The 20,065-nt window shown below is 62.0% G+C and carries 15 protein-coding genes; 9 read left to right on the top strand and 6 right to left on the bottom strand.

Features of this window, described 5'->3' with window-relative positions; all coding sequences use genetic code 11:
* From AD663_RS23910 to AD663_RS23885, 6 genes are all read right to left on the bottom strand, one after another.
* Positions 1–621: a 1-acyl-sn-glycerol-3-phosphate acyltransferase gene (locus AD663_RS23910; protein ID WP_053214662.1), complete on the bottom strand. Its 621-nt coding sequence runs from the start codon at positions 619–621 to the stop codon at positions 1–3.
* A gap of 9 nt (positions 622–630) precedes the next feature.
* The gene (locus tag AD663_RS23905; RefSeq protein WP_053214661.1) at positions 631–1,086 is read right to left on the bottom strand and encodes a hypothetical protein; all 456 of its coding nucleotides are present in this window, start codon (positions 1,084–1,086) and stop codon (positions 631–633) included.
* The gene (locus AD663_RS23900; protein ID WP_053214660.1) at positions 1,076–2,419 is read right to left on the bottom strand and encodes a phosphatase PAP2/dual specificity phosphatase family protein; all 1,344 of its coding nucleotides are present in this window, start codon (positions 2,417–2,419) and stop codon (positions 1,076–1,078) included. Before AD663_RS23900 ends, AD663_RS23905 begins: the two co-directional genes overlap by 11 nt.
* Entirely contained in the window at positions 2,419–4,176 is a 1,758-nt protein-coding gene (locus AD663_RS23895) for a bifunctional alpha/beta hydrolase/class I SAM-dependent methyltransferase (protein ID WP_003185869.1), read from the bottom strand. The genes AD663_RS23900 and AD663_RS23895 overlap by 1 nt, the downstream gene beginning before the upstream one ends.
* 11 nt (positions 4,177–4,187) lie before the next feature.
* Positions 4,188–4,811: a CDP-alcohol phosphatidyltransferase family protein gene (locus AD663_RS23890; RefSeq protein ID WP_003185867.1), complete on the bottom strand. Its 624-nt coding sequence runs from the start codon at positions 4,809–4,811 to the stop codon at positions 4,188–4,190.
* Positions 4,812–4,986: 175 nt separating this feature from the next.
* A complete protein-coding gene (locus AD663_RS23885) occupies positions 4,987–5,220 on the bottom strand; it encodes a hypothetical protein (protein WP_003185865.1) in 234 nt (77 codons plus the stop codon).
* 772 nt (positions 5,221–5,992) lie between these two features.
* On the opposite strand from AD663_RS23885, the gene AD663_RS23880 reads away from it, so the two are divergent.
* From AD663_RS23880 to AD663_RS23840, 9 genes are all read left to right on the top strand, one after another.
* Positions 5,993–10,849, top strand: coding sequence for an RHS repeat-associated core domain-containing protein (locus tag AD663_RS23880; RefSeq protein WP_053214659.1), 4,857 nt, complete (start codon positions 5,993–5,995; stop codon positions 10,847–10,849).
* Position 10,850: 1 nt separating this feature from the next.
* Entirely contained in the window at positions 10,851–11,249 is a 399-nt protein-coding gene (locus AD663_RS23875) for a hypothetical protein (RefSeq protein ID WP_033046303.1), read from the top strand.
* Between the two features lie 349 nt (positions 11,250–11,598).
* Positions 11,599–12,876, top strand: coding sequence for a cystathionine gamma-synthase family protein (locus AD663_RS23870; protein ID WP_053214658.1), 1,278 nt, complete (start codon positions 11,599–11,601; stop codon positions 12,874–12,876).
* A 151-nt stretch (positions 12,877–13,027) separates the two neighbouring features.
* Positions 13,028–14,449, top strand: coding sequence for an amino acid permease (locus tag AD663_RS23865; protein ID WP_003185858.1), 1,422 nt, complete (start codon positions 13,028–13,030; stop codon positions 14,447–14,449).
* Positions 14,450–14,494: 45 nt separating this feature from the next.
* Positions 14,495–15,385, top strand: a complete 891-nt coding sequence (locus AD663_RS23860; protein ID WP_003185854.1) for a LysR substrate-binding domain-containing protein — start codon at positions 14,495–14,497, stop codon at positions 15,383–15,385.
* 16 nt (positions 15,386–15,401) lie between these two features.
* Positions 15,402–16,781, top strand: a complete 1,380-nt coding sequence (gene thrC / locus AD663_RS23855; protein WP_003185853.1) for a threonine synthase — start codon at positions 15,402–15,404, stop codon at positions 16,779–16,781.
* Between the two features lie 9 nt (positions 16,782–16,790).
* A complete protein-coding gene (locus AD663_RS23850; RefSeq protein ID WP_003185850.1) occupies positions 16,791–17,228 on the top strand; it encodes an Lrp/AsnC family transcriptional regulator in 438 nt (145 codons plus the stop codon).
* A gap of 294 nt (positions 17,229–17,522) precedes the next feature.
* On the top strand, positions 17,523–18,572 hold the full coding sequence (locus AD663_RS23845) for a homoserine dehydrogenase (protein ID WP_003185848.1): 1,050 nt from the start codon (positions 17,523–17,525) through the stop codon (positions 18,570–18,572).
* Positions 18,573–18,578: 6 nt separating this feature from the next.
* The gene (locus AD663_RS23840) at positions 18,579–19,991 is read left to right on the top strand and encodes an aldehyde dehydrogenase family protein (RefSeq protein ID WP_053214657.1); all 1,413 of its coding nucleotides are present in this window, start codon (positions 18,579–18,581) and stop codon (positions 19,989–19,991) included.
* Positions 19,992–20,065 lie beyond the last annotated feature (74 nt).

The raw sequence follows: 20,065 nt of genomic DNA, 5'->3' as shown, positions 1-20,065 counted from the left end.
TCAGACGTGCTCCGGGGCCAGTGCCAGCAGCGCGGCGCGGCTGCGTTCGAGAAATTGCGCTTTGCTTTCATCTTCTTCGATGCGCAGCGGCGCACCGAAGCTGGTGGTGCATAACAGTGGCAGGGGCAATACGCGGCCCTTGGGCATGACGCGGTTGAGGTTGGCGATCCACACCGGGATCACCTCGACCTCGGGATGAGCCGTCATCAAGTGGTAGATCCCGCTCTTGAAGGGCAGCAAGCCTTCGTCGGGGTTGCGCGTGCCCTCGGGGAAGATGATCAGCGAATCGCCGTTCTCCAGCGCCTCGAGCATCGGTTGCAATGGGCTGTACGACGGGTCCTTGCGCTCGCGGTCCACCAGCACGCCGTTGAACACCCGGTTGATGATGTAGCGGCGCATCGGGCTGGTCTGCCAGTAATCGGCGCCCGCCACTGGCCGTGTGAGCTTGCGCAGCGCTGGTGGCAGCGAAGCCCAGAGCAACACGAAGTCGCCGTGGCTGCTGTGGTTGGCAAAGTAGATTCGCTGCACCGGTTTCGGCGCACAGCCGAGCCACAGGCTGCGAGCACCCGTGACCATGCGGGCGGCGGAGGTGATGAGGTTGGCGACCACGGGTTCGAACATGAGGATTCCTTATCCTGAAAAGGCTAGCCAGGGACTGGCCAGGATGAAGCCCAGCGTCAAGACGACTTGTGCAGCCAGCAGCCGCGATTGTCGGCGCAGCAGCAATAGCGCGCCATGCCGGCGTTCGGTCCAGAGACGGCCGGCGCGTGCGGCCGGTTGCAGGCCAAGCGAGGTGAGGGCTTGGTCCAGGGTGTAGGTTCGTTCGGCCAGGGATTGGGTGCTGTCAGCCATGCGCTGGAACAGATCGGCATCGAACGCCACGCGCAGCGCCCAGTACTTTTCCAGTACGCCGAGGACGATCAGTGCAGCGCTCAACAGCAGCAACCATGGATCGATCACGCCTACCAGCCACTGCCCGAATCCCAGCAGTGCCGCCAACAGGGTCAGCCCGGTGGAGAGCTGATCCAGGGAATGACCCCGCCGGAGCAGGCTCGCCACGGTGTGAAGCTCCATATCACTGATCATGGACAGTCCCCTGGGGTGTGGATAAGTGTTCCAGCGCGCGACGGTGCGCCGCATGCAAAACGATGCGTGGCTGGGCTCGCTGGATTTGCACGATCGCCGCATCGACGCTGGCGGCCCGCCCACTGTGCAGCAACCACGCTGCCACCGCAGTGGCGCTGCGCGAATAACCCAGTGCGCAGCAGACCAATACCGGGCCATGCTGGCGCAGGCTCTCGACGAATCGGGCCGCCGTCAGGCATTGCTCGGCAGTGGGCGCCGTCAGGTCAAGCACCGGCAACGAACGATAGGCAACGGCGGTGCTGTCCACTGACAACTCGGCGCAAAGATCGACCACGCCGCTGAACGAGCTGTCCTTTAATTCCATCGGCGTAGGGACGCGGCCCAGCCAGACGTCATCAGCCACTTGAACCGGCTGCGGATGCTTGCGCGTCCACCAGCGGGAATTGATCCACGCCGCCGCCAGATACGGCGCCAGCAACCAACGCGCCGCCGGGCTCAGCCGGCCATCGGCGCGTTTTTGAAAGCCATCGGCACCGACCACCAAGTAATTGAGCGCCACCACCAGCACCGCCACCGCCGGCCAGATCAACCACAGCCACGCGCCGCCCAAGGCAAACGCCGGAATGAACAGCGCCGCAGCACCCAAGGCATAACGCAGGCCCAGCCGCAGGCGGGCAGGGTCCGAGGTCAGGCGTGGGTTTTTCAGCGGACTCGGTCGGTCCAGCGGCCATAACCAGACACACAGCCAACCCGCCAAGGCTCCGGTAGGCAGGTCAATGAAGTGGTGCTGATAGGTGGTCAGCACCGACACGCCAATCAGCGCGAACCAGCCGTGCATCAGCCAACGCCAGAAGCCTTGCAGATGACGCTGGTAGCAAACCCAAAGGATCACCAGCAACGCAATGTGCAGCGACGGCGCCTGGTTGAAGGGCTTGTCGAAACCGGCCAGCACCTCGAACAACCAGCCGAACACCCCGTCCATTTCTGGCCGGGGAAAGGTGAAGCGCAACGGCCAGAGCAGAAAGCAACTGACCGCAATCACCTGGGCCGTGAGCAGGCGCAAGGCGTGGCGCTTGAGTTCCAGGCGGCTGGTGGGCAGCAGCAGGGACAGGCCATAAAGCAGATCGATCGACCAGTACGGCACGATGGTCCAGGCCATGAACGGCATGTGGCGTTCCCAGTCGAACACCAGCGTGCCGACGTCATCACGCTGGGCCGTTACCCAGGTGGCGAAGCCATAGGTGCTGAAAAACAGCGGTGCCAACAGCAGCAACCACAGTACCGCCGGTTTCAGCAGCGCAGGCTCACGGGCCGGGGCAATGACGGCGCTCATCAACGCACTCGCTGAGCCAGCGAAACGCTGAAAATGCCCCATTCATCCACACGCAGGGTGATCTTGCGGAAGCCCGCCGCCTCGACCAGTTGATCCATTTCCGCCTGGCTGCGTCGACGCATCACCCAGGCCTGCCCAGCACGGTGGCTGGTGAGGGCGCGAGCGATCAGCTCCAATTGCGGGTGCCACGGCTGGCCGGTGTAGACCAGGAAACCGCCAGGCTCCACCGCTTCGGCCAGGCCGGCGAGGGAGCCGCCGACCATCTGGTTGTCGGCAAACAACTCGTACAGGCCCGACACCACGGCGAGGGTTGGTTTCGGTTCCAGCGCCGCCAGATCCTGACGGTCGAAGGCGTCGCCTTTGACGAACTGGGCGATGTCGCCCAAGCCTTTTTCGACGATCAGCGCGCTACCGTCGCGCACGTTGATGTCGCTGTAGTCGCGCAGCAGGATCGACTCCGGCAACGGGCTGACGCCCTGCAACGCTTCGAGAATGTAGCGGCCATGGCCGGCGGCGATGTCGACGATGCGTACTTCGCGGTCCTCTTCGCGCAATTTGCCCATGGCCAGGCGCAGCAGCTCTTCGACGTGCAATTTGCGCTGGCGAATACCACGCCAGCCGATGGAGTTCAGGTAGTTCTGGTCAATCATCCGGCCCAGCGCCGAAGTGCCGGTAGGGCGATTGCGGTAGACATAATCCAGGGTACTGCCGGAGTCGAAACCGGTGTCGAAGCCCAACTTCACCCCGGCGGACAAGGAGCTGCCGAAGCGCATGCTGGCGCGGGTCATGCGCCAATAAAGGTCGCGCAACGAGTTGTGCGGCAGCGGCGTGGCCAGGGTTTCCGCTTCGGCGCAGGTCGCGCCCAGGCGATCGGCGTCCAGCAGGGAGGGGCGGTCCAGCGGCCGTGCGAAGTTTTGCAGGATGAAGCGCCGGGCACTGGCGATGGCCGGTGCCCGATTCTTCTCGCCCAGGGTGTCATGGAAGAACCCCGGCAGGATGTGTTTTTCCTTGTGCAAACTGCCCAGGCGTTCGAAGAACTGCTCCTGGGGTTTGCGGTGCACGACGAAGTCGGAACCGGAGATCAACAGCTGCGTCGGCACCTGGATCGCCTGGGCATCGGCGACCACGCGGTCTGCCGCTTCGTACAGGCCCAGCAGCACGTTCACCGAAATGGCCTTGGTGATCAGCGGGTCGCTGTCGTAGGACGCCACGCGCTCCGGGTCATGGCTGAGGAATTTGGCCTTGACGTAGCTGTTGACGAAAAAATTGCCGCGAAACTTGCGCATCAATGCCAGGCCCGGGCGGGCGAAGGGCACGTAGAGCTTCACTTTGAACGCCGGCGACGCCAGCACCAGGGAACGAATGCGCGGCGCGTAATCGTGGACCCAGGTGGACGCGATCACCGCACCGACGCTTTGCGCGACTACCGCGATGTTCTGTTCGTCGATCTGGTGCGTGGCGCCGATGTGGTCGCAGAACGTCTGCACATCCCGCGCACTGGTGGCGAAGCTCGGGCTGTCGCCGCGAGCGCCGGGGGACTGGCCATGGCCGCGTGCGTCCCAGGCAAAGAAGTCGAAGCCGGGCAAATCCAGCTCATCCACCAGGTGCGCAATACGCCCGGAGTGTTCATGGCCGCGGTGGAACAACAGCACCGCCTGGCGGGGCTCACCTGCTGCCGCGTCAACGGCTGGCCAGTGTTGGTAGAACAATTCCACGCCATCATGGGTGGTGAACGTCCGGTGTTGGGCTTCGCGCATTGCAAGATCCTTTATGCTGAGGGAGCGTTTTCCTTCACTTGGTCCAGGCCATGACGCACCCGATTGACCAAGGTATAAACCAGCAGGGCGGCAACCACCGCCATCACACCATTGACCCAGAGCGCCCCGAGCCAACCCAGGGCAATACCGGTGGCCAACACGCCAAACACAAAGGCCCGGTCGCTTTTGCCCATCGGCCCGTCATACCGCCGCGAAGCCCCGACCATCGCCCCCAGCACGCCGGCGTATTCGCTGAACAACGCCAACAGCGTGACCAACAGCACGAGCAACAGACTGGCATCGGGAATCAGGGCGAAAGGCAGGATCAAGGCGGCGTCGGCGATGATATCGCATAGCTCATTGAGATAGGCGCCCAGATGCGATTGTTGCCCGAACTCCCGGGCCAGCATGCCATCCACGGCGTTCAATGCCATGCGCAGGAACATCCAGATCGGCACCAGCACAAACACCCACGGGTGACCGGCAAACCAGGCGATCACCGCTCCCACCAACACCGAAATGACACCGGCCAGCAGCGTGACCTGGTTGGCGGTGACGCCCTTGTCGTAAAGCCGTTGGACGGTGGGACGCAGCAGGTTCTGGAAGGCGGGTTTGAGTTGGTAAATGGAGGGCATCAGGATGAGGTCTCGGCCGGTTGCGGGTGTGAACGCTTCTGGTGGACGAGATTACGACAGGTTCGGGGTTTGCTGGTGGGTATTTGTTGGGATTGGGCAGCGGTAGGCATCTCTCGATGCAATTTGACCGTGGCGCCAGCCTCCACGGGCTGGAATTGACCTTGAATCGGGGGCTTCAGCCCCCGGCACGCAGCGGGCCACCGACCGGAACATACTCGACGGGCGCATCCCCTGGCAGCGTCTCGATGGGATCGTCGGCATAGCCGAAGCCTTCCTCCTTGAGATTGATCGAATGCACGCTGTGCTCACGGGCGGTATCGGCAGTGAGCTTGGTGAACAGACGATGATCGACGGGCAGGGTGAAGCGATCGCCGGGGTACAACTGGGCAAAGGTGAGGGTTGGGTTCATGGCTGGACTCTCCGAGAGTACGGGTCTCTTAGGCATTGAGGCGCGCGCGAGGCTTGGGGTTCCCTTTTTCGACAATGGAATGCCGGGGCTGAGCTAAAAAACTGCGGGAGCGGTGGACGCGGAATTTTGGGCAGCAGAAATCAAAACTGTGGGAGCGGGCTTGCTCGCGAAGGCGGTGTAACAGCCGCCGACGATGTTGACTGACGCACCGCTTTCGCGAGCAAGCCCGCTCCCACAGGGGATTTGCGGTGGACGCGGAATTTTGGGCAGCAGAAATCAAAAACTGTGGGAGCGGGCTTGCCCGCGAAGGCGGTGGAACAGCCGACGACGATGTTGACTGACGCACCGCTTTCGCGAGCAAGCCCGCTCCCACAGGGGATTTGCGGTGGACGCGGAATTGTGGGCAGCAGAAATCAAAAACTGTGGGAGCGGGCTTGCCCGCGAAGGCGGTGGAGCAGCCGCCGACGATATTGACTGACACACCGCTTTCGCGAGCAAGCCCGCTCCCACAGGGGATCTGCGGTGGACGCGGAATTTTGGGCAGCAGAAATCAAAAACTGTGGGAGCGAGCTTGCTCGCGAAGGCGGTGGAACAGCCGACGACGATGTTGATTGACGCACCGCTTTCGCGAGCAAGCCCGCTCCCACAGGGGATTTGCGGTGGACGCGGAATTTAGCGAATCGCCCTACGTCCGCCGCTTCTTTCCCTGACTTATTTCCTCAGCCATCGTCGGCAGAGTCTCGCGTTCGTTCCCGCACCGCGAGATTCCCGCATGCTTGCCCCCGACAAACTCCTGGCCCTGAACAACACCATTGGTAACTTGGTGGTGGCGGCCATGGACCCCGAACAGCCGGATGTCGAGGCGGTTTTCAAGGACTTTCGCAACTGCCTGAACGACTACGACGCCTGGGCCGAAGGTTTCTGGACCGGCTGGGCGCTGGATGTCGAGCAAGTGTTCAAGGTCGGTAACGAGGTGTCCCTCGCGGCACCGAAAAACCACGACAGACCCGTCAGCGCCACGGTGGTCGCCTGTCCGGCGGGCGGACCACTGACGCTGGTGCACATGTTCCAAGCGGCGCGCTTCGTGCCAATTGGCGACACCCCGGTGATGCTGGAGCCGGTCACCGGCGGTGAGCCGGGCAAGGAAACCTTCGGCGAGCCGGTCCACGATGTAATCGGCCCCAGCGGCATCCTCGAAGTCCCAAAATGCTGGCGCGGCCAGCGTTACCGCATCACCTTTTTTCCCCATGTAACCACCGATCACCTCAAAGCCTTGTACGCGTCCTACCAAGACGTGATTGGCGAGTTGGAAGGTTGGCTCAAGGCGGAGTGGGAAAACGAATTTCAACCGCTGTGGACGGAGTTTTCCGACGCCGGGTTTCTCGAACGCTACGGCGTATTGCAGCAAGCCGATTGGCGCGGCTTCGAAAACGCCCTGCACGCACTGTGGGACGACGTTAAACAGGTCTTCGAATTGCTGGCCGACCTACAGGCCAACAGCGAAAAGTTGCTCGAATACCTGACCCAAACCGAGCTCGAACAATTACTGAAAGCTTCTTCCGAGGCGATTGCCAAAGCGCTGATGGTGTTGAGCGACGAGCCGTTGCTCTTCGTCCATATGGCGGCATTCGGCAGTTGGCTGCGGATGCTGCCGCCCCAGTACGTTGCCGAAGTCGTCGGGGAGATGCGCGCCTCAGTCCTGATCAACTTCCTCTTGATACGTCTGGCCGGTCCCTTGGGCCTGGGCGTGCAGATGAGCGGCAAAGTGCTCCGGCAACTGCGCTCGGAGCGGGCCCGGGAGTGGCTGCTGGCATCGAGTTTGAGGTTGGGCCAGCTCAGTGCCGATCGGCTCAAGCAACATGCCGACGTACTCAAGCCAGTGGCGATCAGCGCCCAGCGTGCGCCATTGAAGCCGACGCCTGTCGGACCTCTGAACATCACCCCTGAGCATTCACCACCGTTGTCGGTCAGCAATCCGGCCGCCGTGGCGCGGGAAAAATCCCAAGGTTCTACACGGCTGAGCAGGCACGAACCCCACGACGACGCTCCAGCCCAATCGAAAAACCCCAACGGCGACAGCGCCGACACCGCAGCCCAGACCCAAACCAGCGGTTGCCCGGTGTCGATGGTCACCGGCGAAGAACTGCTAACCCTCGAGGACGGCACGCTCGAGAGTCGGCTGCCGTTTGTCTTCACCCGGCTGTACCGCACCAGCGCCGTGGACCTGGACGTTGGGCTCGGACGCGGCTGGAGCCATGCCCTGGCGCATCGCTTGGAGCTGGAGGACGAGCAGGTCATCTGGGTCGACCAGGAAAACCGCCGCACCCCGTTTCCACTGCCCGATACCCGGCGTCCGGCGATCCACAACAGCCTGGCCCGCGCCGCGATTTACCTGGGGACCGAGCCGGACGAGCTGATCATCGCCCAGCCCGGCGAGCAGGCACCTTTCCTACATTTTCGCGACGGTCGTCTGACCGCCCTCAGTGATCGGTACGACAACCGCCTGACGATCCAGCGCAACCTCCACGGCGACATCAGCCGCCTCGACAACGGTGCCGGACGCGCCCTGCGGCTGCGTTACGAGCAGCGTCAGCTGATCGCCGTGGATTATCAATCCTTCCACCCAGCCGCCAGCCTGGATGAAGCCTGGCGTACCGAACAGACCCTGGCGTCCTACCGCTACGACGGACGTTCCCGACTGATCGAAGCGACCAACGCCGTCGGTGAAAGCGAGCGCTACGACTACGACGACCAGCACGTCATCCTCCAGCGACAACTGGCCGGCGGGGCCAGCTTCTACTGGGAATGGCAGGGCGCCGGGCGGGCGGCTCGTTGCGTGCGGCACTGGGCCTCGTTCGCGCAGATGGACAGCCGCTACACCTGGGGCGAGGACGGTCGTGTCACGGTCCAGCACCTCGACGGCAGCCAGCAAGTGTATGTCCACGACGACCGGGCGCGGCTGGTGCGCCAGGTCGAACCCGATGGCGGCGAGCACCTCAAGGCGTACGACGAACAGGGCCGGTTGATTGCCGAGCAGGATCCGCTGGGCGCCGTCACCGAATACCGCTACGACGAAGTCGGGCGACTGGTGGCGCTGATTCCGCCCATCGATGAGCCCACGTCCTACGAATACCGCAACGGTTTCCTGCACAGCCGTTCACGCGGCAAAGCCGTGTGGACCTACCGGCGCAACGCCCAGGGCGATGTGACCGCAACCGTCGATCCTGATGGGCAACGTACCGCTTATGGCTACGACGGCCATGGGCAATTGCTGTTTATCCGTTACCCCGACGGCGGCGAACACCGCTTCATCAGGAATCGCCTGGGCCAGCTGACGGAAGAAATCCTGCCCGATGGCGGACGCTGGTGTTTTTCCTACGACGCCCTGGGACGGCTGCTGACCCGCCAGGACGAACACGGCGCCCTTACCCATTACCGATGGGACGCGGTAGGGCGAATGCTTCAGGTGACCTTGCCGACCGGCGCGACCCGGGCCTGGAGCTACAACGCTTACGGCAAGGTCACCAGCGAGCGCGACGAACTGGGGCGCGTCACCCGTTACGAGTACGCCGACGACCTGCACCTGATCAGCCGCCGCCTCAACCCCGACGGCACTGAGCTGAAGTATCGCTACGACTCGGCAAGGCTGTTGCTGACCGAGATCGAAAACGAATCCGGTGAAAAATACCGGCTGGACTACACGCCCAACGGTTTGATCCGACAGCAGATCGGCTTCGACGGCCAACGCACCGCCTACGCCTATGACCTCAACGGCCATTTGCTGGAAAAAACCGAGCACGGCGAAGACGGTTCCCTGCGCGCCACGCACTACCAGCGCGACGCAACCGGGCGACTGCTGCTCAAGACCCTGCCCGACGGCCAGGCGATCGAGTACCGCTACGACCGGCTCGGCCGGCTGGTGCATGTCGATGACGGCACGGACCATCCGCTGGCCTTCGAATACGACGCCCACGACCGACTGATCACCGAGCATCAGGGCTGGGGCACCCTGCGCTATGGCTACGACGCCTGCGGACGGCTCAATCACCTGCGCCTGCCGGACCACAGCAAGCTCGACTATCACCACGCCCGAGGCGGTGCGCTGACTGCCATCGACCTGAACGGCGCACGGCTCACCGAGCACCAGATGCGCGGCGGTCGAGAATTGGAGCGCCAGCAGGGCCTGGTGCTCAGCCGGTACGACTACGACGAACAAGGCCGGCTCAAGGCCCAGACGGTGTGGCAGCACCAGGAGCAATTGTTCTGGCGCGATTATGCCTACAGCGCCAAGGGCAACCTTGAAACCCTTTCCGACAACCGCAACCGCCGCAATTACCGGTACGACCCGCTGGATCGCCTGATCCGCATCGACTATTCCCACACCGAGCCGCCGGAACACTTCGCCCACGACCCGGCCGGCAACCTGCTGATACAGGATCGCCCCGGCCCGACCACCCTCAAGGGCAACCGTCTGTTGAGGGAGGGCGACCGCCACTACGACTACGACGCCTACGGCAATCTGGTCCGCGAGCGCCGCGGCACCGCCCCCAGCCTCGTCACCGAATACCGCTACGACAGCCAACACCGGCTGATCGGCGTCACCACGGCGGACGGTCGCGAAACGTCCTACCGCTACGACGCCTTCGGCCGACGCATCAGCAAGACCGTGGACGACCTGACCACCGAATTTTTCTGGCAGGGCGACCAAGTCGTCGCCGAAAGCAGCCCACGCCACCACCGCAGCTACCTCTACGAACCCGGCACCTTCCGCCCGCTGGCCATGCTCGACGGCAAAGGCCTCAACGCCTGCCCGTTCTACTACCACCTCGACCACCTGGGTACGCCCCAGGAACTGACCAACTATGGTGGCCAGGTCGTCTGGTCGGCGCGCTACAACGGCTATGGAAAAACCACCGAACTGACTCATGGCGGCGGCGAACAACTCGAACAACCGCTGCGCTTCCAAGGCCAATACCTCGACCCGGAAAGCGGCCTGCACTACAACCGGCACCGCTACTACAATCCCGAGACCGGTCGTTACTTGACGCCCGACCCGAGCAAGTTGGCGGGTGGGCTTAACGGGTATCGATACACCGTGAACCCGACGGGGTGGGTGGATCCGTTGGGGTTGGTGGACTGCCCGGGAAAGGGTGGGTGCAAGCCGGCGGTTGGGGAGCAGGATCCGGCGGCGAAGGTTGGGGTGGATGAGGGGGAATCGAAGCTTCCTCAAACCAAACCAAAAGATATCTATACCTATCGAGGTGACTCACGAGAGCCTTGGGAAATATTTGAGACTGGATTCGAGCCGTTAGGATGGAGTACCGATCTATTTTTGCATGCTAAAGATAATCGAAGTCCGCCTAGTATTTATGTAAGTACAACCCCTTCAAGGAAAGAGGCAATAAAATTCGCGACCGGTTTTGGATATGAGCCCGGATACGTATACGTGTTAAAAAATGTGCCGGGTATTGATGTAAATAAAAAACTAGGTCTGATGTCGCCACATCGAAGGGAAGTGGAAATAGCTGTGCCCGGAGGAATTGATAGGAAAGATATAGTAGGGGCAACCCCAGTGAATGAAGATGGAACCTATGCAGGGTACTCGATACCTAATTTTGACAGGCGATAATATGACTTCTAAAGCAGTAGCAATTGAAATTGATGGCGTCGTTAAGCACGCGGTTTTTGAATGTGACCGAAAAATTATGGCTATGACCGTAACGATGCCGGATGGATTGGTGCGAAGTTACACAGCGGCGGATTTATATTTGTGTTTGGGGATGGTTAGAAAAGATTTTCCGGATGTGAAGTTTTTATGCAAAGGAGCCAAAATCAATGTGTTCCCGTCGCGAATGTGTTCGCAAATGGCAGGTGGTGTGGTGGCCTATGAAGTCCGTTGGGGAGAGGCAGCAGATGAAGCTGATATAGTTAATATTTTCGACTATGAAGATAAAGATTTAACCAATGATATTAATGAGCAGGCTGATTACCATCGGCGCTGGTTACAGTCTATGAAGGCTGGTTCGTGATTTGCTCCTGCTGGGCTGCGGAGAGTTCCCTACCGACTTTCAACACCATGACACCTCGCGCCCGCCTGCCATCAAAATCAACAACGCGCCAAAAAATGTGGGAGCGAGCTTGCTCGCGATAGCGGCGTGTCAGTCACCATCAATGGCAACTGACCCACCGCCATCGCGAGCAAGCTCGCTCCCACAGGTTTATCGGTGAATTGCAGGTCGCTGCTTCGCACCCAGCCATTAAAAAACCCACCCCTTTGGCACCGATAACATCGTTTCTCGACCGCGCGGCTTTTCCCTATATTGGCCCTCAGATCCGGCGGATGGCTCAACGTCCGCCTCCTCAGTGCGAGTAGTCCCAATGAATAAAAAACCTGACAGCGCAGGGCTTGATAACGCAGGAGCGGGGACCCGGGCGGTTTGGGGTGGGGAGCAAGTCAGGCATCCCTACAACGCCACGCAAACCCCCATCGTGGTCAGCGCCGCATACGGTTATGACGACATCGACGTCTGGTACGACGTTGCCCTGGGCAAGGCCCCGGGCTTTATCTACAGCCGCATGAGCAACCCTACTGTCGAAACCCTCGAAGCCAAGATCGGCGAGATGGAAATGGCCGAGTCCGCGGTGGCGTTCAGCAGCGGCATGGCGGCGATCAGCAGCGTGCTCTACACCTTTCTGGCCCATGGCGACCGTGTGGTGTCGACCAAGGACAGCTACGGCGGCACCAACAAGATTTTCGAAGAATTCCTGCCGCGCACCGGCGTGGCGGTGACGTTGTGCGAGACGTTCGATCACGAAGAAATCGAGCGTGAAATCGCCAAGGGCTGCCAACTGGTCTACCTGGAAACGCCGACCAACCCGACCCTGAAAATTCTCGATATCCAACGCCTGGTGGCGGCGGCCAAGCGTGTCGGCGCCGTGGTCGTGGCCGACAACACTTTCGCCACGCCGCTCAACCAGAACCCGCTGGCATTGGGCGTGGACGTGGTTATCCACAGCGCGACCAAGTTCCTCAGCGGCCATGGCGATGTGCTCGGCGGCCTGGTCTGCGGCAGCGAAGCCCTGATGGCCAAGGTTCGGCACTACCGCGAAATCAACGGCGCGACGCTCGATCCATTCTCGGCCTACATGATCATCCGTGGCATGAAAACCCTGGTGCTGCGCATGCGTCAGCAGCAATCCAGCGCCCGGGCCCTGGCGGAATTCCTCTGCACTGAACCGCTGGTGGAATCGGTCAATTACCCCGGCTTGCCCAACCACCCGAATCACGCCGTCGCCTGTGCACAAATGGCCGGTTTCGGCGCCATCGTCAGCTTTGTGTTGGTCGGCGGCATGGACACGGTCAAGGCGCTCTTGCCACGTCTGCGCTTCGCTCACTGCGCTGGCAATCTCGGTGCGGTGGAAACCATCTACGGCCCGGCGCGCACCACCAGCCACGTCGAAAACACCCTGGAAGAACGCCTGGCCCTGGGCATTTCCGAAGGGCTGGTGCGGGTCTCGGTCGGCATCGAAGACACCGACGATCTGCTCGACGACTTGAAGCAGGCATTTGCCTTCGTCAGGTCGTTGCGGGATGAACCGGCACCGGCCAACAAACAACCCTCCACGCATCACGCACGCACCGCGACCGCGAACTGAAGTTTCACCGGTGATACCCCACGACAAGGCTGTCAGTGGGGCGTTCATGAATAGGAATAATAATAAAACTTAGCGGCGACGCGTTCTGACTCTGCCTTATGACTTATCGCAGACGTAACGGCGCGCCCTAACAACTTTCATGAGAACAACCATGTCCATAAAAGAACAACAACACACCGGCTTCAAACAGGAAATGCAGACGCGCCATATCGTCATGCTCGCGTTGGGCGGCGTCATTGGCACCGGGCTGTTTCTCACCTCCGGCTACACCGTCAACCAAGCCGGGCCCTTGGGCGCGGTAATCGCCTACATCATCGGCGCGCTCATGGTGTACATGGTGATGATGTGCCTGGGCGAACTGGCCGTGCAGATGCCGGAAACCGGCTCGTTCAGCACCTATGCCACGCGATACCTCGGGCCCGGCACGGGTTACACCGTGGCGTGGTTGTATTGGCTGACCTGGACGGTCGCGATCGGCTCCGAGTTCACCGCAGCGGGCATCCTCATGTCGCGCTGGTTTCCCGACACGCCGGTCTGGATCTGGAGCGCGCTGTTCGCGGGCCTGGTGTTCCTGACCAACGTGGTGTCGGTGCGCTTGTTCGCCGAGACCGAGTTCTGGTTGTCCCTGGTCAAGGTGATGACCGTGGTGGTGTTCCTGTTGATCGGCGGTGGCGCCATCCTCGGCCTGCTGCACATCGATCAGGCCCACAGCATCGGACTGAGCAACTTCACCCGCGAAGGATTGTTTCCCACCGGCTTCATGCCGATTGCCATGACGCTGCTGGCGGTCTCGTTTGCCTTCTCGGGCACTGAACTGATCGGCATCGCCGCCGGTGAAACCAAGGACCCTCAACGCAACGTGCCGCGCGCCATTCGCACCACGGTGCTGCGCCTGGCGATCTTCTTCGTGGGGACCATTTTTGTCCTGGCGACCTTGCTGCCCCGCGAACAGGCCGGGATCGTCGAGAGCCCCTTCGTCACTGTGTTCACCTACATCGGCATTCCGTATTCGGCCGACATCATGAACTTCGTGATCATCAGCGCCTTGTTGTCGGCGGCCAATTCCGGTCTGTACGCCGCCTCGCGGATGCTCTGGACCCTCAGCGACCAAGGTCACCTGCCCAAGCAATTCTCTTCACTGACCCGCATGGGCACACCGCTCAACGCCATCATCGTCAGCATGGCCGGCGGCGCCGCCTCGTTGCTCAGCAGCGTGTTTGCCGCCGACACCATTTACCTGGCGCTGGTGTCGATCTCCGGCCTGGCGGTGGTGGTGGTGTGGATGAGCATCGCCGCGAGCCAGATCGCGTTTCGCCGCCACTACGTCGCCAATGGCGGTGATGTACGCAACCTCAAGTTCCGCGTGCGCGGTTATCCGTGGGTGCCGCTGGGAGCGTTGGCTTGCTGTGCCCTGGCCTGCGTCGGCATCGCGTTCGACCCGGAGCAGCGCGTGGCGCTGTACTTCGGCTTGCCCTTCATCGCCTGGTGTTACTTCGTGTATTACATTACCCGCAGGAGCCGCGAGCGGCGCTTGTCGATGGCCGTCCTGGGCCAACCGTCCGATGCGTTCTAGCCATCGACGGGGCAGGCAAAAAGAGGTGTCAATGAGGTCCGTAGGATGAAGCAAAAGACGTTACCTCCATTGAACTGGCTGCGGGCCTTTGAAGTGTCGGCCCGCTGCCTGAACTTCACCCACGCTGCCGAAGAACTGTTCTTGACCCAAGGTGCGGTCAGCCAGCAGATCCGCCAACTGGAAAGCCATCTCGGGGTGGCGCTGTTCAAGCGCTTGCCCCGAGGGCTGGGCCTGACCGAAGAAGGCCAGGCTTACCTGCCGGTGGTGCAGGATGCGATCACCCGCTTGGCAGTCGGCACCAACGAAATCTTTGGCCAACATAAACACCGGCCGATCAAGGTGCGCGGCAGCCTGGCGTTCTTCGTCCATTGGCTGGCGCCCAAGCTGGTGGGCTTTCGCCAGGCCCATCCCCACGTCGACATTCGCTACATCAGCAACATCTGGGTCAAGGAACTGGACGGCGAAGACGACATGGAAATTCGCTGGGGCCACGGTCAATGGCCTGGCCTGGTTTCACAGCGACTGACCTGGGACACGTTGTTTCCCGTGTGCTCGCCGGCGCTGATGGCCAGCTCGCCGCTGAAGGTGCCGGCGGACGTGGCGCGGCATCCGCTGCTGCACGTGTTGGGTTACGAAGAGGGCTGGGGTTATTGGTTGAACCGGGTCGGCGCCGACACCGTCGACTCTTCCACCGGCATGCAATTCGACACGCTGATTTCCACCCTGCGCATGGCTGAGCTGGGGCAGGGCATTGCCCTGGCGCGCTCGTCGATGGTCGATGAGATGCTCGGCGACGGGCGCTTGATCGAGCCCTTCACCCTGCGCATCGAAGCCAGCGAATCGTTCTACCTCGTGCGCAGTTCCGGGGCCGATCAACACCCCGACGCGGCGATGTTTTCCACCTGGTTGGTCGAACAGGCACACCGTTTCAAATAAATGGCCGGAGCCAAGCATGCGTTATGTGAGTACCCGCAATTCGGCCGTGCAGGTCGATTTCGAAAAGGTCGTGCTGTCTGGCATCGCCGAGGATGGCGGGCTGTTCGTGCCCCTCGAACTGCCGCTGTTCGAACCCCAGGACATCGCCAACTGGTCGACCCTGGCCTACGACGAACTGGCCTATCGGGTCATGCGCCCGTTTGTGGGCGAAGCCATGCCTGAGGCCGATCTCAAGCGCGTGCTCAAGGAGGCCGGCAGCCAGTTCAGCCACCGCTCCCTGGCGCCGCTGCATCAGGTGGATCGCAACGAGTGGGTGCTGGAGTTGTTCCACGGACCGACCCGTTCCTCGAAGGATTTCGCCGCCCAATTGCAGGCGCGACTGGTGCAATACTTCTTGCAGAAACACCAGCGTCGCGCCGTGGTGATCGGCGCCACCAACGGCGATACCGGCCTGGCGGCCATCGAGGCTTTCAGACACTGCGAAGAAACCGCCGTCGTGGTGATTTATCCCGAGGCCGGCGTACCCCACGAACAACTCCAGCATTTGCAAGCGGCCGCCCATCCCAGGGTTCATCTGTTTGCCGTCGATGGCAGCTTCGACGAATGCCAGACCCTCGTCACCCGCTTGTTCCGGGACTGGCCCTGCGCCGGACACGAGGCGATCAGCTTCAACTCCAGCAACTGGGTCAGCGTGCTCGCGCAACTGGTGTTTTATTTTCACGCCGTGCTGCAACTGGGCGGTGGCCAGCGCCCCATTGGTTTCAGCGTGCCGGCGGCAAGTTTTGCCGAGGTCTACGCCGGCTACATTGCGCAGAAGATGGGCTTGCCGATCACCCAGATGATCGTGGCGACCAACCAGAATGACGCACTGCACCAGTTGTTTTCGAAGAATCACTACTCCCGGTTGCGCGCCAACAAGACCTTGTCGCCGGCCATGGACCTGTCGATCTTTTCCAACCTGGAGCGATTTCTCTGGGAGCTCTACGGGCACGATGACCAAGCGGTGAGCGCGCTGATGGCCACCTTCGAAACCAGCGGCGAGATGACCATCGCCAACGAGTTCTGGTTGCAGGCGCGGATGATCATCGACTCTTACGCGGTCAGCGATGAACAGACCCTGGAAGAAATCACCTCACTGTACCGCGACACCGGTTACATCATCGATCCTCACACCGCCACTGGCGTGCTCGCGGCCCGCTTGTACCGGCGCAGCCTGGTGGCGCCAATGGTGACCCTGGGGGAAATCTCCCCGGCCAAATCGGCGACGCTGCTAGGCGAGCTGGGGATCACCATTGCGGCGCAACAGCCTCCAATTTCCGAGCATGGCCCGGCGCAAATCCATCGCATCCAGCCGGACGACCTCGACACCCTCCATCAACTGCTCGGCACGCTGTAAGGAGGCCCCGTGAAGCGAATTCTCGACCCCCTCGACGAACGCATCATCGCCGAACTGCGCCTCAACGCCCGCGCCGCCCACGCCGAGCTGGCGGCCAAGGTCAACCTGTCCCGCAACGCCGTGCGCCAACGCATCGAACGCCTCGAACGCGACGGCGCGATCCAGGGCTACACGGTGCGCACGGGGGAGGGCGGGCAAGCGTCTTCAAACATCAACGCGGTGATCTTCGTCTACCGCTACGACCGCATGCGCGGCGCCGAAGTCTTGCAAGTCCTGCAAGCCATGCCGGAAGTGCTCCAGTGCGACGTGATGAGCGGCGAGTTCGACCTGATGCTGCGCGTCGGCGCGGCCAGTCCGGAGCGGGTGCACAAAGTATGGAAGGACATCTCCGCGTTGCCGGGCGTGGAAAACACCGTGACTTCGTTCGTGCTGTCATCGGTGGTCTAAAGCCAGTCATCCCCCCGTGGCGAGGGAGCTTGCTCCCGCTGGGCTGCGCAGCAGCCCCCGCTTTTCAGGCGGTCGCTGCGCAACCGAGCGGGAGCAAGCTCCCTCGCCACATAGGTCTCATCAGCCTGACCTACAAAGCCAACCCTCATTGACTTTTTTCCAGGCCTGACAGCTTGCCCAACCCCTGGTCAAAACGCCCATAAAATAGAGCAAATTGGCATATTTCACTGCCCACCCCACGGCCCTAACCTAGATCCCAACAAACCCATCCCCCGGATCAAGGGCATAACAAAAATGACTGAATACAAACTGGCGCTGGTCGGCTTCGGCGGTGTGAACCGGGCATTGGCTCAACTGATTGCCGAGCGCAACGACCGCTGGAAAACCGAACTGGGTTTCACCCTGAAAATCGTCGGCGTGACCGACCTGTTCCTCGGCTCGATCATCGGCCGCGAAGGTCTGGACGCCGCACTGCTGGCCAAGCTGCCAGCGACCAAAGGCGTCTTCGCCCAATGGCCGGGCGGCCACGCTGAAGCCCTCAACGAAGCCGTGATCAAAGACTGCGGCGCCGACATCATCGCCGAAGCCACCTTCACCAACCCGGTGGACGGCGAGCCCGCCACCTCGTTCTGCCGCTGGGCCCTGGAGCGCGGCAAGCACGTGGTCACCACCAACAAAGGCCCCATCGCCCTGCACGGCGCCGAGCTCAAAGCCCTGGCCCAGCGCAACAACGTCGCCTTCGAATACGAAGGCTCAGTGATGAGCGGCACCCCCGTAATCCGCCTCGCCAAGCAGTCCCTGGCCGGCAGCGAAATCACCGGTTTCGAAGGCATCCTCAACGGCACCTCCAACTTCGTCCTCACCTGCATGGAAGGCGGCCTCGGGTTTGCCGAAGCGGTCAAAAAAGCCCAGGAATTGGGCTACGCCGAAGCCGACCCAACCGCCGATGTCGAAGGCCATGACGTGCGCCTCAAAGTCGTCATCCTCGCCAACGAACTGCTCGACGCCAAACTCACCATCAACGACGTCGCCTGCAGCGGCATCTCCGCCCTGGGCTTGGACGACATCGAAAAAGCCCGCCAGGACGGCGCCCGCTGGAAACTCATCGGCGCCGCCACCCGCAACGCCGACGGCGCCATCAGCGCCAGCGTCGAACCGCGCCTGCTGAACAACGACCACCCGCTGGCCAGCGTCAGCGGCGCCACCAACGCCGTGTCGTTCACCAGCGAATTGCTCGGCGCCGTCACCGTGTCCGGCCCAGGCGCCGGCCGCACCGAAACCGCCTTCGCGCTCCTCTCCGACATCATCCACATTCACCAATCCGCTACGCGCAGCCAGGAGTAAAGCCAAATGAACGTCTCACGTCTGGCCCTGGCGATTGCCGAGCCGCACATCGAAGTCCTCAACCCGTTCGACGGCACGCTCGTCGGCACCGTGGCCGACGTCTGCGCCACGCAAGTGCCGCAGTTGCTGGAGACCGGACGCAGCGGCGCGCGAGCCTGCGCCGCACTGCCACGTCATCGCCGCGCCAGCATCCTCGAACATGCCGCCGCGAACATCCAACGCGACGCCAAAGCCTTCGCCCGGCTGATCGTCGACGAAGCCGGCAAGACCCTCAAACAGGCGGAAAAAGAAGTCAAACGCTGCATCAACACCCTCAAGCTCTCCGCCGAAGAAGCCAAGCGCAACGCCGGTGAAGTGGTGCCGTTCGACGCCTACGAAGGCGCCGAGTCGCGCCAGGGCTGGTTCAGCCGCGAACCCTTGGGCCTGATCGTCGCCATCACCCCGTACAACGACCCGCTGAACCTGGTCGCCCACAAACTCGGCCCCGCCATCGCCGGCGGCAACGCGGTGATCCTCAAACCGTCCGAACTGGCCCCATTGTCGGCGCTCAAGTTGGTCGCCTGCCTGGTCGAAGCCGGCCTGCCCGAATCCGTGGTCACCGTCGCCACTGGCGGCGCCGAACTCGGCAAAGCCCTGGTCGCCGCCCGTGAAGTGCGGATGATCTCCTTCACCGGCGGCTTCGTCACCGGCGAACAAATCGCCCGCACCGCCGGCCTGAAAAAACTCGCCATGGACCTGGGCGGCAACGCCCCCGTCATCGTCATGGCCGACTGCGACCTCGACGCCGCCGTCGAAAGCTGCGTCTCCGGCGCCTTCTGGGCCGCCGGGCAAAACTGCATCGGCACCCAACGCCTGCTCATCCAGGCACCGATCTACGCAGCCTTCCGCGAACGCTTCGTCCAGCAAACCAAGGCCCTCGTCGTCGGCAACCCGCTGCTCGCCAACACCGACATCGGCCCGATGATCACCCACCAAGCCGCGCAAAACGCCGAGCATGTGGTCAACGAAGCCCTGCAAGAAGGCGCGACCCTACTCTGCGGTCACCGCCGCCAAGGCAGTTGCTACGCCGCAACCGTCCTGGAAAACGTCAACCACGCCAGCCGACTCTGGCGTAACGAAGTCTTCGCGCCGGTGGTGGTGTTGCAGGCGTTCGAGACGTTTGATGAAGCGGTGGAGTTGGCGAACGAACCGGAATACGCCCTCCATGCCGGGATTTTCACCAACAATTTGGCAACGGCGATGAGCGCTGCTCGGCGGATCGAGGCGGGCGGGGTGATGATTAATGACTCATCGGATTTTCGTTTTGATGCGATGCCGTTTGGGGGCTCCAAGTACGGCAGCTTAGGCCGGGAAGGGGTGCGGTTTGCGTATGAGGAAATGACCCAGCCGAAGGTGGTTTGTTTGAATACGTTGGGGTGATGGGTTCAGGTCGTTGGCATTGGGCAGGTTTGGTCACCTGCCCGATGCTTTTCTGCATAAACCACACAACTACC

It is taken from the genome of Pseudomonas sp. Q12-87 (genome assembly GCF_001269755.1).
Classification (GTDB): Bacteria; Pseudomonadota; Gammaproteobacteria; order Pseudomonadales; family Pseudomonadaceae; genus Aquipseudomonas; species Aquipseudomonas fluorescens_S.
This window is presented reverse-complemented; position numbering and strand designations above follow the sequence as displayed.

Excerpts from the sequence above, each read along its gene's own strand:
- thrC (WP_003185853.1), top strand. The coding sequence starts at position 15,402 with ATGCGTTATGTGAGTACCCGCAATTCGGCCGTGCAGGTCGATTTCGAA.
- AD663_RS23880 (WP_053214659.1), top strand. The coding sequence starts at position 5,993 with ATGCTTGCCCCCGACAAACTCCTGGCCCTGAACAACACCATTGGTAAC.
- AD663_RS23910 (WP_053214662.1), bottom strand. The coding sequence starts at position 621 with ATGTTCGAACCCGTGGTCGCCAACCTCATCACCTCCGCCGCCCGCATG.
- AD663_RS23885 (WP_003185865.1), bottom strand. The coding sequence starts at position 5,220 with ATGAACCCAACCCTCACCTTTGCCCAGTTGTACCCCGGCGATCGCTTC.
- AD663_RS23865 (WP_003185858.1), top strand. The coding sequence starts at position 13,028 with ATGTCCATAAAAGAACAACAACACACCGGCTTCAAACAGGAAATGCAG.
- AD663_RS23870 (WP_053214658.1), top strand. The coding sequence starts at position 11,599 with ATGAATAAAAAACCTGACAGCGCAGGGCTTGATAACGCAGGAGCGGGG.
- AD663_RS23895 (WP_003185869.1), bottom strand. The coding sequence starts at position 4,176 with ATGCGCGAAGCCCAACACCGGACGTTCACCACCCATGATGGCGTGGAA.
- AD663_RS23890 (WP_003185867.1), bottom strand. The coding sequence starts at position 4,811 with ATGCCCTCCATTTACCAACTCAAACCCGCCTTCCAGAACCTGCTGCGT.
- AD663_RS23845 (WP_003185848.1), top strand. The coding sequence starts at position 17,523 with ATGACTGAATACAAACTGGCGCTGGTCGGCTTCGGCGGTGTGAACCGG.
- AD663_RS23875 (WP_033046303.1), top strand. The coding sequence starts at position 10,851 with ATGACTTCTAAAGCAGTAGCAATTGAAATTGATGGCGTCGTTAAGCAC.
- AD663_RS23840 (WP_053214657.1), top strand. The coding sequence starts at position 18,579 with ATGAACGTCTCACGTCTGGCCCTGGCGATTGCCGAGCCGCACATCGAA.
- AD663_RS23900 (WP_053214660.1), bottom strand. The coding sequence starts at position 2,419 with ATGAGCGCCGTCATTGCCCCGGCCCGTGAGCCTGCGCTGCTGAAACCG.
- AD663_RS23860 (WP_003185854.1), top strand. The coding sequence starts at position 14,495 with ATGAAGCAAAAGACGTTACCTCCATTGAACTGGCTGCGGGCCTTTGAA.
- AD663_RS23905 (WP_053214661.1), bottom strand. The coding sequence starts at position 1,086 with ATGATCAGTGATATGGAGCTTCACACCGTGGCGAGCCTGCTCCGGCGG.